The organism is Colwellia sp. MB3u-8 (assembly GCF_014076985.1).
GTDB lineage: Bacteria > Pseudomonadota > Gammaproteobacteria > Enterobacterales > Alteromonadaceae > Cognaticolwellia.
The window spans coordinates 234497-250675 of the sequence record NZ_JACGVA010000068.1 but is presented as its reverse complement, the minus strand read 5'-3'; the positions used below and the strand labels follow the sequence as shown (position 1 = coordinate 250675).

Genomic DNA, 16179 nt, shown 5'->3' with positions numbered 1-16179 from the left:
TTATTGGCTAAATACCGTGCATAAACTCGCAATCATAATGAAAAAAACCTAAACATCAGGCTATCTGCTTTTATCTGTCAATAAACATGTAAAATAATAACGAGCATTTACTCTATTCAGATTGACGTTTTAAGGTTAAATGTTTAATGTGACAACTCCTTAGCGACGAATTCGGGATTACTTATGCACTTAAAGTATAACTTTATTCTATTTTCACCCAACTGAATTGCCGAGGTCTTTATTTAGGAGAAGATAATGCAACTTTACGACCATTCATATCAAAAAGACAATTGTGGCTTTGGGCTTATTGCCCATCAGCATGGCGAAACAAGTCATAAGCTCGTAAAGACTGCCATTCAAGCCTTAGACCGAATGCAACATCGTGGGGGTATCGCTGCCGATGGTAAAACCGGTGACGGTTGCGGTTTATTAATGCAAAAACCTGACAGTTTTTTCCGCGCAGTTGCCGAAGAAAATAACTGGCCCTTAGGCCGAAAGTATGCGGTAGGCATGATTTTTCTTAATCCGGATCCTATTAAAGCAAGCGCGAGTAAAAAAATTCTAGAAGAAGAATTAACACGCGAAACCCTTACCTTAATTGGTTGGAGAATCGTCCCCACCGATACCAGCACCTTAGGTGAAATTGCCAAAGGTAATTTACCGGCTATAGAACAAGTTTTTGTTGATGCGCCATCAGGGTGGCGAAATCGAGATCTTGAACGCCGGTTATATATGGCGAGACGACGGGCAGAAAAACGCATCAATGATGAACGTTTTTATGTCGCCAGTTTGTCGTGCTTAGTCACCATTTACAAAGGGTTAATGATGCCGGTAGATTTACCCAATTTTTATTTGGATCTAGCCGATATTCGTATGCAAACTGCTATTTGCCTATTTCATCAGCGCTTCTCTACTAATACCTCGCCCGAGTGGCACTTGGCACAACCTTTTCGTTATTTAGCACACAACGGTGAAATTAATACTATTAAAGGTAACCGTCAATGGAGTCGCGCGCGCACCCACGGTTTTAGATCGCCCTTATTACCCGACTTACAAGATGCTGCGCCTTTTGTTAATGAAAGCGGCTCTGACTCTTCATCACTAGACAACATGCTTGAGTTATTTATGGCTGGCGGCATGGATCTTTACCGCGGTATGCGATTATTAATGCCACCCGCTTGGCAAAGCAACCCGTTAATGGATGATGATTTAAAAGCTTTTTATGAATTTAACTCTATGCATATGGAGCCTTGGGACGGACCCGCAGGTGTTGTGGTCACCAATGGCCGTCACGTCGCCTGTAATTTAGACCGTAATGGTTTACGACCTGCACGTTATGTTATTACTCGTGATGGTTTTATTACCTTAGCTTCTGAAGTCGGTATTTGGGATTACGGCGAAGATGAAGTCGTTGAAAAAGGCCGCGTAGGCCCAGGCGAAATGTTAGCCATTGATACCTATACAGGGAAAATCTTCAACTCTAATGCGATCGACAATGAGCTAAAAGTTCGCCATCCCTATCGTCAATGGTTAGACAATAACATTCGTCGCTTAGTCCCTTTTGATAAATTAGCAGCGAACTTGATTGGTCAACGGATATTTAGTGATCAAGAAATCGCTCAATATCATAAAATGTTCAACTACAGCTACGAAGAAATACATCAGGTCGTCAAAGCATTAGCTGATAACGGTCAAGAAGCTACCGGCTCGATGGGCGATGACACCCCAATGGCGGTATTATCAAGTCAATCGCGTTCACTTTATGATTATTTTCGCCAACAATTTGCTCAGGTCACTAATCCACCCATTGACCCTTTACGTGAACGCTATGTAATGTCGTTAGGCACTTGTATTGGCCGTGAGCATAATGTTTTTAATGAAACTACTGGCCATGCCGACCGAATTCTATTTGCGACACCAGTATTAATGTATACCGGCTTAAAACAATTACGCGAGCTAGACCCTGAGCATTATCGCTCAGACACCTTAACCTTAAACTATGATCAAGCCGAGGGCTTAGAAGCCGCTATCATTCGCTTGTGTGATGAAGCCGAAACATTAATCAGAGATAAAAACACCGTAATCTTAGTGTTATCAGATCGCCATATACATAAAGGTATGTTACCTATTCCTGCCGCAATGGCGGTAGGTGCAGTACAAAAACGTTTAGTTGATACGCAATTACGTTGTGATTCCAACATTATTGTCGAAACCGCTTCGGTGCGTGACTCACATCAGTTTGCCGTGCTGCTTGGCTTAGGGGCAACGGCGATTTATCCTTTCTTAGCTTATGAGACTATTGAACAACTCGTTGAACAAAAGCAACTTAAGCTCACAGCCCGCGAAGCCATCGTAAATTACCGTGAAGGCATTAATAAAGGCCTATTAAAGATATTATCCAAAATGGGTATTTCTACCATTGCCAGCTACCGTTGTGCCGGACTATTTGAAGTTATTGGCCTTAATACTAAGGTTATGGCACTGTGTTTCCCTGATTTACCTAGCCGTATTCAGGGCGCTGACTTTACCGACATTGAACAAGACAATATAAACCTAGCCCGCAAAGCCTTTATGCCACATCAAAAAATGAGTCATGGGGGTTTACTAAAATATGTCCACGGCGGCGAATACCATGCCTATAATCCTGATGTGGTGAGCACGCTACAAGCGGCGGTGCGCAGCGGCAACTATAATGATTATAGAATATTTGCTGACCACGTTAACAAGCGTCCACCCGCAGCATTACGTGATTTATTAGCCCTAAAAGACGATCAAACGGCCATAGATATCTCTAAAGTTGAAGCAGAGTCTGAACTGTTTAAACGCTTTGATAGTGCCGCTATGTCAATTGGTGCCTTAAGTCCTGAAGCACATGAAGCGCTAGCAATTGCGATGAATCGCCTAGGTGGCTTCTCAAACTCTGGCGAAGGCGGTGAAGACGAACGCCGCTACGGCACAGTCAAAAACTCGCGTATTAAGCAAATTGCCTCTGGGCGCTTTGGCGTTACACCACATTATCTGATGAATGCTGACGTGCTGCAAATCAAAGTGGCACAAGGTGCAAAACCGGGTGAAGGTGGGCAATTGCCCGGTGATAAAGTCACGCCTTTAATTGCAAAATTGCGTTTTTCAGTGCCTGGAGTCACCTTAATATCACCGCCTCCACATCACGATATTTATTCGATTGAAGATCTCGCACAACTGATTTTCGACTTAAAGCAAGTCAATCCCAAAGCGATTATTTCAGTAAAACTGGTTTCAGGTCCAGGTGTTGGCACTATCGCCTCAGGCGTTGCCAAAGCCTTTGCTGACTTTATTACTATTTCTGGTAATGACGGCGGCACAGGTGCCAGCCCACTAACCTCGGTTAAATATGCCGGTTGCCCGTGGGAGCTTGGCTTAGCTGAAGCGCACCAATCACTGGTCACAAACGGTTTACGCCACAAAGTACGTTTACAAGTTGATGGCGGTCTAAAAACTGGCTTGGATATTGTGAAAGCCGCTATTTTAGGTGCCGAAAGCTTTGGTTTTGGCACCGCACCTATGGTGACTTTAGGCTGTAAATTTCTGCGTATTTGTCATTTAAATAATTGTGCCACGGGTGTAGCAACACAAGATGAAGTGCTACGTGAACAATTCTTTAAGGGCTTACCTGATCAAGTGATGAATTATTTTAAATTTATTGCGCAAGATGTGCGTGAAATTTTAGCCAGTTTAGGCGTTGAAAGCTTAACTGCTATTATTGGTCGTACAGATTTATTTGTCCCCTTGGCCGGTATTACCGCCAAGCAACAAAAACTAGATTTACGTCCCATTATTGCGCCGGTTGTCGCTGGTGATGATACGACCTTATATCAAACGGCTAGCAATGAACCCTTTGACAAAGGCGTGTTAAATCAGCGTCTACTCGCGCTTACCTCACATGCTATTGCCCACAGTAGTGGCGGCGAATATCGTTTAACGATTCAAAACACCGATCGTTCTGTCGGTGCTTCATTATCGGGTGAAATTGCCTCTAAACATGGTGACCAAGGTATGGCAGCTGACCCGATTAAAATATTTTTCAGTGGCACTGCGGGTCAAAGCTTTGGTGTCTGGAATGCTGGCGGCCTAGAAATGACCCTAACAGGTGATGCCAACGACTATGTTGGTAAAGGTATGGCCGGTGGCAAATTAACCATCAAGCCGCCCAAAGGCGTGGAATATTTAAGTCATAAAACCATGATTATGGGCAATACTTGTTTATACGGAGCAACCGGCGGTACGCTATACGGTTGTGGCCGTGCAGGTGAGCGTTTTGCAGTGCGAAATTCCGGCTGTCATGCCGTTATTGAAGGTACAGGTGATCATGGCTGTGAATATATGACCGGCGGCATAGTGACCATTTTAGGTCAAGTTGGCGTTAATTTTGGTGCCGGTATGACTGGTGGCTTCGCTTATGTTTTAGATGAGCAAGACGACCTAGCCATACGCTTGAATAATGAATCCATTGAAATGCTAGCGATAGATGAGCTTAATATTCACCAAGAACATTTACGTGGCATTATTAACCAACACTTAGATGAAACCAGCAGCTTAAGAGCAGAAGATATTTTAACTAATTTTGCCACTTACCTGCCATTATTTAAGTTGATTAAGCCAAAGGCCGTTGATGTTAAAACCCTATTGGGACATCGTAGCCGTTCATCTGCAGAACTTCGTGTTCAAGCACAATAATGAATACACGAGTGGAGAAGCTATTTCATGAGTAAAAATATTTATCAATTTATCGATGTTAAACGCATCGAACCGCCTAAAAAAGCGATAGCACAGCGTAAAATAAATTTTGTAGAAATTTATCAACCCATGAGTAACGAGCAAAGTGCAGGCCAAGCAGATCGCTGCTTAGATTGCGGTAACCCTTATTGTGAATGGAAGTGTCCTGTGCACAATTATATCCCACAATGGTTAGAGTTAGTGACCGATGGCAAAATTATGGAGGCTGCAGACCTGTGTCATGAAACCAACAGTTTGCCTGAAATGTGTGGGCGTGTTTGCCCACAAGACAGACTTTGTGAATCAGCCTGTACGCTCAATGATGAATTTGGCGCTGTGACTATCGGTAATATTGAAAAATACATTACCGATACCGCTATAGCTCAAGGTTGGAAACCTGACTTATCTCAAGTCATTGCAACCGGTAAGCGTGTGGCCATTATTGGCGCTGGCCCTGCTGGCATAGCTTGTGCTGATGTCTTAACTAGAAACGGTGTTCAAGCGGTTGTTTTTGACAAACATGCGCAAATTGGCGGCTTACTCACTTTTGGTATTCCCGCCTTTAAATTAGAAAAAGAAGTTATTCAAACCCGCCGAGAAATTCTTGAAGGCATGGGCATTGAATTTCGTTTAAATATCAATGTCGGTGTCGATATCAGCTTTAGTGATATCAGTAATGAATTTGACGCGGTGTTTTTAGCCCTTGGCACCTACACTGACATGACAGGTGGTTTTGAACATGAAACCGCGCCAGGGGTATACAAGGCACTAGATTTTTTAACCGCAAACACACAAAAATTAATGAAACTTTCTCAAGAGGATGGCAACGTTAACGCCAAACCTTATGTTAACTTTTCAGCTAAAAAAGTACTTGTTCTTGGCGGTGGTGATACCGCGATGGATTGTGTCCGTAGTTCAATTCGCCAAGGCGCAAGCGAGGTAACTTGTGCCTATCGTCGTGACGAAGCTAATATGCCAGGCTCACCACGTGAAGTAAAAAATGCCAAAGAAGAAGGCGTAGATTTTCAGTTTAATATTCAACCAATCGATATTGCAACTGATGATAACGGCGATGCTTGCGGCGTTAAATTTATCAAAACACAACTTGGTGCGCCAGATGTTAAGGGTCGAAGAAACCCTGAAGTTATTGCCGACTCTGAGTTCATCATGCCTGCTGATGCCGTGGTTATTGCTTTTGGTTTTATGCCAAGCCCACCACAATGGATGAAAGATGCTGGTGTTGAACTTGATGCAAAAGGACGAGTCATTGCAACGGATAATAGCAGTTTTGCCTTGCAAACCACTAAAGAAAATATCTTTGCTGGTGGTGATATGGTGCTAGGCTCAGATCTTGTTGTAACCGCTATAGATCAAGGCCGAAAAGCCGCCATGGGCATGCTAGATTTTGTGTTAACCGCTCAAGAAAAAGAAGCATAGTATTGCCTGAAACAATCAGCCTAATATTTTGCTGACTTAACTAAGGTGAATCTGTTTGGCATAAATCACTTTTAAATATGGCCTCGCCGTATTGTAAAGTGAAATTTATCAGCAAGCACCTCGACGCATAATAACCATAGCGTCAAGCTTACGGCTTATCTTTTAAGGCAAATTTGAACGCTATAATTATGCTTAAATGGCTAACGCTTTTTTATTATCAAACGCAGAAGGCTAGCTACCGAGCTTTTTATTCTGCCATATTTATTGCGCAGAAAAATTATCACCCTTATTATTGACATAATTTATGCGCATATTAGCCATAACTAAGCTTAGTTATGGCTAATATGCGCTAACTGATTTATCGATAATTGATTACGACCATTGTCTTTTGCTTGATAGAGTTGTTCATCAGCAAGCGTGATCCAATCAGTAATTTTTTCAGAATATGTCGCATTAGCCGTCACCACGCCAATAGATATAGTGACACTGATAAACTCCCCAGTGTCATGTTCGAATCGATGCTGGGCTATTTCTTGACGTAATTCTTCAAGCTTGTCTAGCATAATGCCTTGCTCATCATGTTGCGCAACAATAATAAATTCTTCACCACCAAAGCGTGCCACAATATCACTGCGGCGAGGGAACTTATTATTCATGACTTCAGCAACATATTTTAAACAGCGATCACCCATTAAATGACCATATTCATCGTTAAGCTTTTTAAAGTGATCAAGATCTAACATAGCCAGCAACATAGTGGCATTATTTCGCGCCAGTATCGCTTGTAACTCACCAAATTTATTATTCAGATAACGACGATTATATAAACCGGTTAAACTATCTTTATTAACTAATTTTTTTAGGGCCCTATTCGCTTCATTTAATGCTTGGGTACGTGTTTCTACTTTATCTTCTAAAATAAATTGCTGCTTAAGTAAACGCTCTTTTGACTGCTGTAATTCCTCGTACAGGATTAAAAAATCAGTAGGCGCCGCATAAGGCATAGTTTTGTAACCGCTTTTACCTCCCCCCTGAGCAAGCTCTTTTAAAGCAAATGCTAATGGTCTACTCAAAGTGCGGGCAAATTGGTTTGCTAAAGCAACCACCAAAATAAAAATAACAAATAACGAGATAAAAATAGTCAAATATTGTTGCACTACTAAGGCTAAAATTTGCCTATGCCCAATTAAAACAAATATTTTCCAGCCATTATTAAGTACTGATTGACGGTGTAAATAACGTTGTTTATTGGCACCATAAGTGTCAATCGTCAGTAGTTGGTTTTTAGCATCCGCTTGATCCAAAGAAAAATTAAATTTCGACAATGTCGCCAGCGCTAAATTTGCATCAGCATAAATAATATTGTCATTTTCATCAGTTAATACCAGATCAATTTCGCGATCATTGCCAGCATAACGATTAACCTGCTCAAACAGATTAAGATTTAGTGAACCTTCAACAATACCGACAGGTTTAGTCTGCTTGTTAGCATTATCGTGAGCATAAATTGGCGCACTGATAGCAATGATAGGATCGGCACCAAAACCTCGACCCAAAAAAACTGAAGAAATATAAAGCGATTGCTGAAAAAAGGCTTGGGAAAAATACGAGCGGTCGGCAACACTAAAGCCACTTTTGGGCAGGTTTTCCATTAAAGCACGCGGTGAAGAAGTCGCTAAGTTGCCATCCTGATTGGCAATCAGCATAGTCAAAAAACCAGGGTACATTTTATGTACTTTAGTCAAGGCATCGTCATAATGATTGGGTTCAATAACCGATAACGTATTCGCTACTTGGGCAATGGCTTTCTGATGCTCATCAACATAACGTTCAATAATACGCCCCACATATTGACTGCTAATATCAAGCTTATCTTGAAATTGTTGATCTTGAATATTGGTTAAACTTCGACTTAAAAACAAACAAACGCCGACCACAAAAAAAGCCGACATGACCCATAAAATATACTGCAAGTATTGTTTGAGATTTTTCACTAGCGGTGGTTGTTGTGACTTTATCCAACCACTCAATTTATCATCAAAGACAAAAATCAAGATAACAGCTAAAGCAGTATAAAAAATGCCATTGATACTTTGTTTAAACAAAGAAAATATTAAATATTCTGACGCATTAGACGTAGTGAATTCAATTAACACTGCGGTCAGTGGCATACCAATAACCAACCAATACAAAAAATCTGCTGTCGGTAAATACCAACCACGACTACGCAAATAAGAAACAAAAAGCGCTTCGCAGCCAAAAGTTAAAAAACCAAGGGGATGACCCCAAATAATTAACAAAGGCGCGACACAAATCAAAGCACATAGTAGGGTCAATGCGGGGCGAAGATAGGCGGCGGCAATAATAAACGCAAGGTTACCAAGCACTAAAAAAATACTATAGGCGAGCTCTATTGGATAACTATTGAGCAAAGCGCCAGTTAAGCCTAAAGCTAAGGCTAAGAAGATCGGGCCGCTTTGACTAGATTTAGGCATAACAATGTCATCATCATTGTCAAGCTTTAGAGCAATTTCAATAGGCGCTATAGCCATATATAATGCACCATTCCAATGGTTATTAAATTACTATAATGTGAACTGTATAGTGACGAAAGCTGCGAAAGTGATTAAAAAGTGATTAAAAAAATCCCCTCCAAGCAAAATATTCTTTATCAACCATAGAATATTAGCAACTTCATACAAATATAAATATAACAGTTATTTATAATGCATTAAATACAAAAGCCCTGTCAATATCATTGCAGGGCTTTTGGTAAATTTTCTAACTTTTTATTAAGCTTAAACCATATCGTCAAACGGGTTCTTTGCGGGTAGTACTATTTTATTAGTAAAACCGCTGACACTAATATCTTCATCCGTAATAGTAAGATCATCATCCATTAACGTACCATCGCCAAAACGGTAAATAATTTGAAAATCCCCACTATCGGCTTGCGCTTGATATTTAACTCTTGCTTGTTCTACCACAGTGGCTTTATCACGGTAAGTTTGCATCGCAGCAGCGCCGTGGCGTTTTTCCATCATCGCTAAGGTTACCGCTGGAGAAAACAAGGTCGCTGTGGCGTTGTTGCCACCAAAACCTTTCGAGTTAATAAAGGCGACATCCATGTTTTGGCAATGCCAATGCTCAGTAGCAATATTCAAACGCTCGTTATAAACATCATCGGCCACTTTATCAATGGTGGTAATACCCGGCATAATATTGTGAGCAAATATGCCTAGCGCCATAGCTACCTGATCGCCACTGGCTGGGCCAATAGTATGGCCAACAAAGGCTTTAGGTGCTGCTATAGGCCAATTATTAATATCAAAACTCTTAGCAATACGATCATAAATTAACGATTCAGTAACACGGTTTTGCGGGGTACTCGAGCCATGCGCTAAAATAAAGCTACGTTGTTGAACTGACTCCGCGCCAATAATCGACTTAGCCAAGGAAACTGACTTTGCCATAGTAATATAATTACCGGGTCCTGGTGCTGTAATTGACTTTTTAATACCGTCGGCGTTAGTAAAAACATCCGCCACTGAACCCAAAACATGCATACCAAGCTCTAGCGCTAAGGCATCATCCACTAAAACAATAAACTGCGCGGCTTCACCTATGGTAAAACCACAGTTATTACCAAACGGGCGGCTAGTGCGACGATGATCAGCGACACCATTACCATCAATTTTTTTCAAACCTTCTTCATTGGCCAGTGCACTCATGTTGCCAAAACCTTCAACAACTTCAGGCGTAATAGCACAGTCATTACTACCGACAATTGCCAAGCGAATACGCCCTGCTTGAATATCTTGTACTGCCGCTTTTAAGTTATATAAAAAAGTGGCACAGGCGCCGGTAGAGGTAAAGGTTGTTCCGACACTGCCAGTAACATAAGCGTTGATAAAGTCAGTCGACATGGTGTTTAAACCAAGGGCTAAATTTTTTGTTGAAACACGCTCACCTTTTTGACGATTTTGCATCATGCCACCCAAGCCTTCAGCTTGGGTTTGACCAAATACCGAGGCGGAATATGTCCCTATTTCATCTGGGCAAATTTTATCAACAATTTCACTCCAACTATAACCCGTAGAATGAATAGCATCGGCGGCGCCAAAAATAGTCGCTTGTAAACCACGTGGCTGGTAACGGCTGTTATATAAACTGGCGGGTTTAAAACCTGTTGGAAATTGGCCCGCGGCTTTAATGGGGTTATCACGAGTTGAATCATGTTTGACTTCAATTTCACCGGCAATATCAACACGAACACGTTTATCTGCTAGTTCAGTAATTTGCCATGTACGCGGTAATGGCTTAGGTAAATCACGGGCACGGGTTTCAAAGCTAATACCCTTTTCGCCAGTGTCCATAGTCAATTTTTGCTGCCATGGCGTCGCATCAGGGTCAAAATGTTCATTTTCAATTTTGCGAATGAGTGTACCCGCTAAAATTTCTTCACCAAAACGTTTTTCAACCTCAGATTTATCAACTACCTTACCTTGGGCATCAAGCAAGTGTCCGTCTTGACTGGTCAGTAAATTCATTAATGTTGCTAAACCAACAAAAGTTTCTTGGCGAGCTTCAGCATTTAATTTATCAATAACAATGCGGCGAAAGCCCTGATGAAACGATGTTCTACCCGCGGCATTAATACCGCCCATGCCAACTATAATAGGTAACGCAGTCATGAAAAATCTCTTTAAATTCAAATATTAATATTTATGTTGCTCAGTGTAAGAGTTAGCGAAAATAAATAACATTCATTTATAGCCATAAAATATGTCAAAATAGCCAAACAAGTAGAATAAAGAGTGATGAGGTTAATGAAGACAAAATTTAAACGCCGTAAAGACAATACCATCAAGATTGCCTTGTTGCTTTATGATCAAATGCTAGCAACCAGCGTCAGCCTGCCGGTTGAAATGTTACGTGCGGGCGAAGCGGTGGCTTTGCAAGCAAACCGCCATGCACCGCGTTTGTCTATTCAAATGGTTGCTGAAAGCATTAAACCGATATCAACTCGCGCTTTGATTAAACTACTACCTGATATTGACATTGACCATGCTCAGCGGCCTGATTTTGCCTTTATTCCTAGTTTGTGGCGCAACCCCAGACCAACCATTGCTCAACAACCAAAAATGTTGCAGTGGTTAAGTGAGATCTGGGGCAAAGGATCAATTTTAATTGGCGGTGGTACCGGTGTTTGCTTAATGGCTGAGGCCGGTATTTTAGACTATCACCCAGCAACAACCCATTGGCACTATGTGGAGCAATTTAAACGTGATTATCCAAAAGTAGATTTGAAGCCAGATTTTTTTATCACCCAATCTGAACGCACCTATTGTGCGGCCAGTGTCAATGCCTTAGCTGATATTGTGGTGCATATTATTTTTCAGATTTACGGCCAAAATGCCGCACAACAAGTAGAGCGAAACTTTTCCCATGAAATTAGAAAGCCTTACGAAGAACAGCGTTATTTAGAAGGTGCGGTCGATCGCCACCCTGATGAATTAATCAGCCAAATTCAATTTTGGTTAAAAACTAACTTAAATACTGAGTTAAACTTAAATGATATCGCGCAGCAGTTCGGCATCAGTCAGCGCTCATTTACCCGCCGATTTAAATACGCCACCGGCATGAGTGCGACACAATATTGGCAGAAATTAAAAATACAAACCGCGAAGGAATTATTAGCAGCGAGTAATTTATCCATTCAAGAAGTGGCTTTTCAAGTCGGTTATCAAGACCAAGCAAACTTTACGCGCCTGTTTAAGCAAAGGCTAAATATAACGCCAAAAGCTTACCGGGCGATGGTGAGACGAAAATTATTTAGTAACGACTAAGCCGCTAAGGTAAGAACATTTTTTATTGTCCTATCTTAGTGTTTGAGTTTTAGTGCTTCAGTTCTAGGGCTTAAGTTTTAGTGCTTAAGCTTTCGCGTGTGAGTTGTAGTACTGGGCATATTAAAGTTTATGCGCAAAATTCACTATGCAACAAGCTAATCAGTTTCACCACTGAGGGGTTGGCGATACTGTAAAATATGGTTTGTGATTCGCGCCGTGTTTTAACTAAATTATCTTGACGTAATCTGGCTAAATGTTGCGATAAGCTTGATTGGCTCAAATCGACAAAATTATTGAGTTCATTCACCGACATTTCTTTTTCGCCCAAGTGACATAAAATCAACAGCCGATGTTGATTACTCATGGCTTTCAATAAGTCCGCAGCTTGCGAAGCATTATTACGCATTTCTTTTATATCAATTGCGGCTAACTCGGCCATTTATTACTCGCTATTCATTATCGCAAAAAAATCGTTTTATCGCGTAAAGTTATTTATAGTTGGATATTACATTAGATACTGCTAATATAAAAGTACATTACATTTTTCTAATATACCTTAATGTTATAAAGAATGTTATAACGTAGACGAGGAAGCATTTTGAACTACCAACGCGTATTAAATTTTGCCATTGCAAAGCCAAAAGTCATCTATAGCTTACTATTGCTGATCACACTATTGAGTGTGGCTATGCTACCCCAAATAGCCATTGATACTGATCCTGAAAATATGCTCAGCCAAGATGCACCGGCGCGGGTATTTCACAATCAAATAAAAACTGACTTTCTGATGCGCGATATGATTGTCGTTGGTTTAGTCAGTAAAAATACTATCTTTACACCTGAAATCTTAAGCGTTGTTGAGCAATTAACTAACCAAATTCTCCAACTTGATGGCGTAATTAAACAAGATTTACTATCGCTCAATGTTGTCGACAATATTCGCCAGTTAACTAACGAGCAAGGTGTTAACCAAGGTGTTTTATTTGAATACCTGATGAAACAAGCGCCAACGACACTTAAAGCAAGCCAAGACATTCAGCAAGCAGTGAAACGTTTACCTATGCTGAACAACACCTTAGTCTCTGGCGACAACAAAGCGGTCGCCATTTATGTGCCCATTATCGCCAAAGATCAAAGCTATATTATTGCTGAACAAATTCGTCACTTAGCCGCTAATATCAGCACTATTGAGCAAGATAATTTAGCCATTCACATCACAGGTTTGCCTGTGGCTGAAGACCAATTTGGCTACGAAATGTTTGTTCAGATGGGTGTCGCGGCGCCATTAGCGGGTTTAGCAATATTTTTATTACTGTGGTTTTTCTTTCGCAATTTTGCCTTGATCATTGCCCCTATGGTGGTGGCTATGGCAACAGTATTAATTATCATGGGCAGCTTAATTGGCTTAGGTTTTACCGTTCATATTATGTCTTCGATGATCGCGATATTTTTGATGCCGATAGCTGTGGTTGATTCGGTGCACATTTTATCAGAATTTGCCGATCGTTTTAAAGCTGGTGATGACGGGTCAAAAACCATTAAAAAAGTGATGGGGCATTTATATAAACCCATGCTATTTACCTCAATTACCTCTGCCGTTGGCTTTTATTCCTTGATGTTAACCCCTATTCCACCGGTAAAAGTTTTTGGCGCCTTTATCGGTACCGGCATTTTATTAGCCTTTGTGTTAACCATTACTTATATCCCCGCCTATATCGCCCGCATGAAGCCTGAAACCTTAGCCAAATTACAGCGCGCTATCGCACTGATGGAACAAAAAGGTAAATTAGCCACCAGCCTAGAGAAATTAGGCGCTTTTTCAATTAAACGTGGCAAACTTATTTTGATCGCTTTTATCGCTTTATTTGCGGTCAGCCTAGTCGGTGTTAACCGCATTATCATTAATGACAACCCAGTGAATTGGTTTAAAGCGGATCATGAAATTCGTATCGCTGATAAAGTCCTTAATCAACACTTTGCCGGAACCTATGATGCTTGGATAGTGTTTAGTAATAACCAGCCACCACCACAAACCGCCCTTAATAGCTTTAGGGAAATACTTGACGGTGCGAATGAGAGCGAAGCAAAAACCACTATTGCAGAGCGTTATAAACAGTGGTTAAAGCATAATAGCCATGAGAAAGTCAGTTTTTTCACGCAAGATTTATTAATACAGCTTGATGACTTTCGCTTTAGCGCAAGCGCGCTAGAGCAACCTTGGCTTGAACAACTTTATAAGGTCAGCGCGCAAGCGAACAATGCCCAAAAAATATTTACCGACCCTGAGATGCTTAATTGGCTCGCCACATTACAAAGCGCTATTGTCAATGCAGGCGATGTTGGCGATGTTGGCAAGGTTAATAGTTTGACTGATATCATTAGTACCGTTAACCGTGAATTAAACTCAGGTGACGATAAAGACTTTGCTATTCCTAGTAGCAGTAATGGTGTCGCACAAACCTTATTGCAATTTCAATCGTCTCATCGCCCACAAGATTTATCACACTTTGTTAGCCAAGATTATCAACGGACACTTTTATGGCTGCAAATGAGCAGTGGCGACAATCAGCATATGGCTAGCGTGGTGAGTTGGTTAGACGACTACATAGTTACCAATCCGCCCCCTATCGACGTTCAGCATCAATGGGCCGGTAAGTCATACCTCAATGTTGTTTGGCAAGACGCCATGGTTAGCGGCATGATCGATAGCCTACTGTCGTCATTTGTTGTGGTGTTTTTTATCATGGTGCTACTCTTTAGATCGATAAAATATGGCATATTAGCCATGCTGCCCCTGACCTTTACCATCACCATGATCTACGGATTAGTGGGCTGGTTTGGCAAAGCTTATGATATGCCTATCGCGGTGCTTTCAGCATTAACACTGGGCTTGTCTATTGATTTCGCCATTCATTTTCTTCAGCGTGTGCGCGAACTTGAAATTGAAAAGCAAAGCCTAAGTTTGGCATTACAAGCTATGTTTCAAGAACCTAGCCGTGCTATCGCCCGCAATGCCATTGTTATTGCTATTGGTTTTACGCCATTATTGTTATCGCCACTGATGCCCTATATCACGGTGGGCTTTTTCTTAGCCAGCATCATGATTTTATCCGCCTTAGTCACCTTAGTATTACTACCGGCCATACTGACACTATTAGCTCGGCGTAATAAGACTAAAACAACAAAAAATTTAGCACAATCATAAGGACACCCTAATGAGCATTAATCTAAGTAATCATCTAATAAAAGCAGCAAAAATTAGTGGCCAAGTTGCCTTGTCGTTTAGCTTACTTTTAGCAACTCACTTTACCTTACAGGCCTCAGAACTTGCGCCGCTAGGCAATGAAAGTGTTACGACAAAGCTAACAACAAAACCAGTGCGCGATATTATCGATCAAGCCAACCTTGCTTCATATTATGCCGGTGACGATGGCCGCGCTGAAGCACGGATGATTATTGTTGATGAAAACGGTAACCGCCAAATGCGCCAATTCACCATTTTACGCAAAGATGAAAAAGATCTGGGTGATCAAGATATGTTGGTATTTTTTTCCCAGCCAAGCAATGTCAAAGACACAGTGTTTCGCGTCGAAAAACAACTTGAATCTGATGACAATCGCTGGTTATTTTTACCGGCACTCGATCTCGTTAAGCGTATTTCTGCTGGCGACAAACGCACGTCTTTTGTTGGTTCACATTTTTATTATGAAGATGTTTCTGGCCGCAATCCTAAAGAAGACAACTTTACCTTAGTCAGCGAAGATAAAGACAGCTACCTGATTAACGCAGTAGCAAAAGATCGACAAAGTGTCGAATTTAGTCGCTATACAGTGAAAATTGATAAAGCTAATTTTTTACCGATTGAGACTATCTATTTCGACCAAAGCAATCAAGCAGCGCGAAAAATGACGGTACTGCAAGTCAAAAACATTGACGGTATCGCCACCGTGATGAAATCACGCATTACCAACCTAAGCAATAATAGTTATACCGAAATGCAATTTCGACATGTTAAATATAACCTCGGCTTACCTGACAATATTTTTAGTGAGCGCAGCATGCGCACGCCACCTAAAGCTTGGTTAGAATAATCGCTAAACTATTTACCTAAAACCATCATGCCTATGCCATTCGCACA

Annotated in this window: 8 protein-coding genes; 5 read left to right on the top strand and 3 right to left on the bottom strand. The window is 41.2% G+C overall.

Annotation, left to right across the window (positions count from 1 at the left end):
- Positions 1–255 precede the first annotated feature (255 nt).
- Together gltB and H4J54_RS13540 are read left to right on the top strand one after the other, a co-directional pair.
- Complete coding sequence (gene gltB / locus H4J54_RS13545) at positions 256–4716, top strand: glutamate synthase large subunit (RefSeq protein ID WP_182191460.1); 4461 nt, start codon at positions 256–258, stop codon at positions 4714–4716.
- Positions 4717–4743: 27 nt separating this feature from the next.
- Positions 4744–6192 (top strand): FAD-dependent oxidoreductase, encoded by a 1449-nt coding sequence (locus H4J54_RS13540; protein WP_182191458.1) that lies wholly within the window; start codon positions 4744–4746, stop codon positions 6190–6192.
- Positions 6193–6521: 329 nt separating this feature from the next.
- Here H4J54_RS13540 and H4J54_RS13535 read toward each other — a convergent pair whose 3' ends face one another.
- Both H4J54_RS13535 and H4J54_RS13530 read right to left on the bottom strand, forming a co-directional pair.
- A complete protein-coding gene (locus H4J54_RS13535; protein WP_182191457.1) occupies positions 6522–8744 on the bottom strand; it encodes a diguanylate cyclase in 2223 nt (740 codons plus the stop codon).
- A 246-nt stretch (positions 8745–8990) separates the two neighbouring features.
- A complete protein-coding gene (locus tag H4J54_RS13530; RefSeq protein WP_182191454.1) occupies positions 8991–10886 on the bottom strand; it encodes a beta-ketoacyl synthase in 1896 nt (631 codons plus the stop codon).
- Between the two features lie 135 nt (positions 10887–11021).
- Here H4J54_RS13530 and H4J54_RS13525 point away from each other — a divergent pair, with 135 nt between their 5' ends.
- A complete protein-coding gene (locus tag H4J54_RS13525) occupies positions 11022–12041 on the top strand; it encodes a GlxA family transcriptional regulator (RefSeq protein WP_182191452.1) in 1020 nt (339 codons plus the stop codon).
- 127 nt (positions 12042–12168) lie between these two features.
- Here H4J54_RS13525 and H4J54_RS13520 read toward each other — a convergent pair whose 3' ends face one another.
- Entirely contained in the window at positions 12169–12480 is a 312-nt protein-coding gene (locus H4J54_RS13520; RefSeq protein ID WP_182191449.1) for a metalloregulator ArsR/SmtB family transcription factor, read from the bottom strand.
- A gap of 159 nt (positions 12481–12639) precedes the next feature.
- Here H4J54_RS13520 and H4J54_RS13515 point away from each other — a divergent pair, with 159 nt between their 5' ends.
- Both H4J54_RS13515 and H4J54_RS13510 read left to right on the top strand, forming a co-directional pair.
- Positions 12640–15246, top strand: a complete 2607-nt coding sequence (locus tag H4J54_RS13515; protein WP_259367067.1) for an RND family transporter — start codon at positions 12640–12642, stop codon at positions 15244–15246.
- A gap of 10 nt (positions 15247–15256) precedes the next feature.
- On the top strand, positions 15257–16132 hold the full coding sequence (locus tag H4J54_RS13510) for an outer membrane lipoprotein-sorting protein (RefSeq protein WP_182191447.1): 876 nt from the start codon (positions 15257–15259) through the stop codon (positions 16130–16132).
- Positions 16133–16179: the final 47 nt, after the last annotated feature.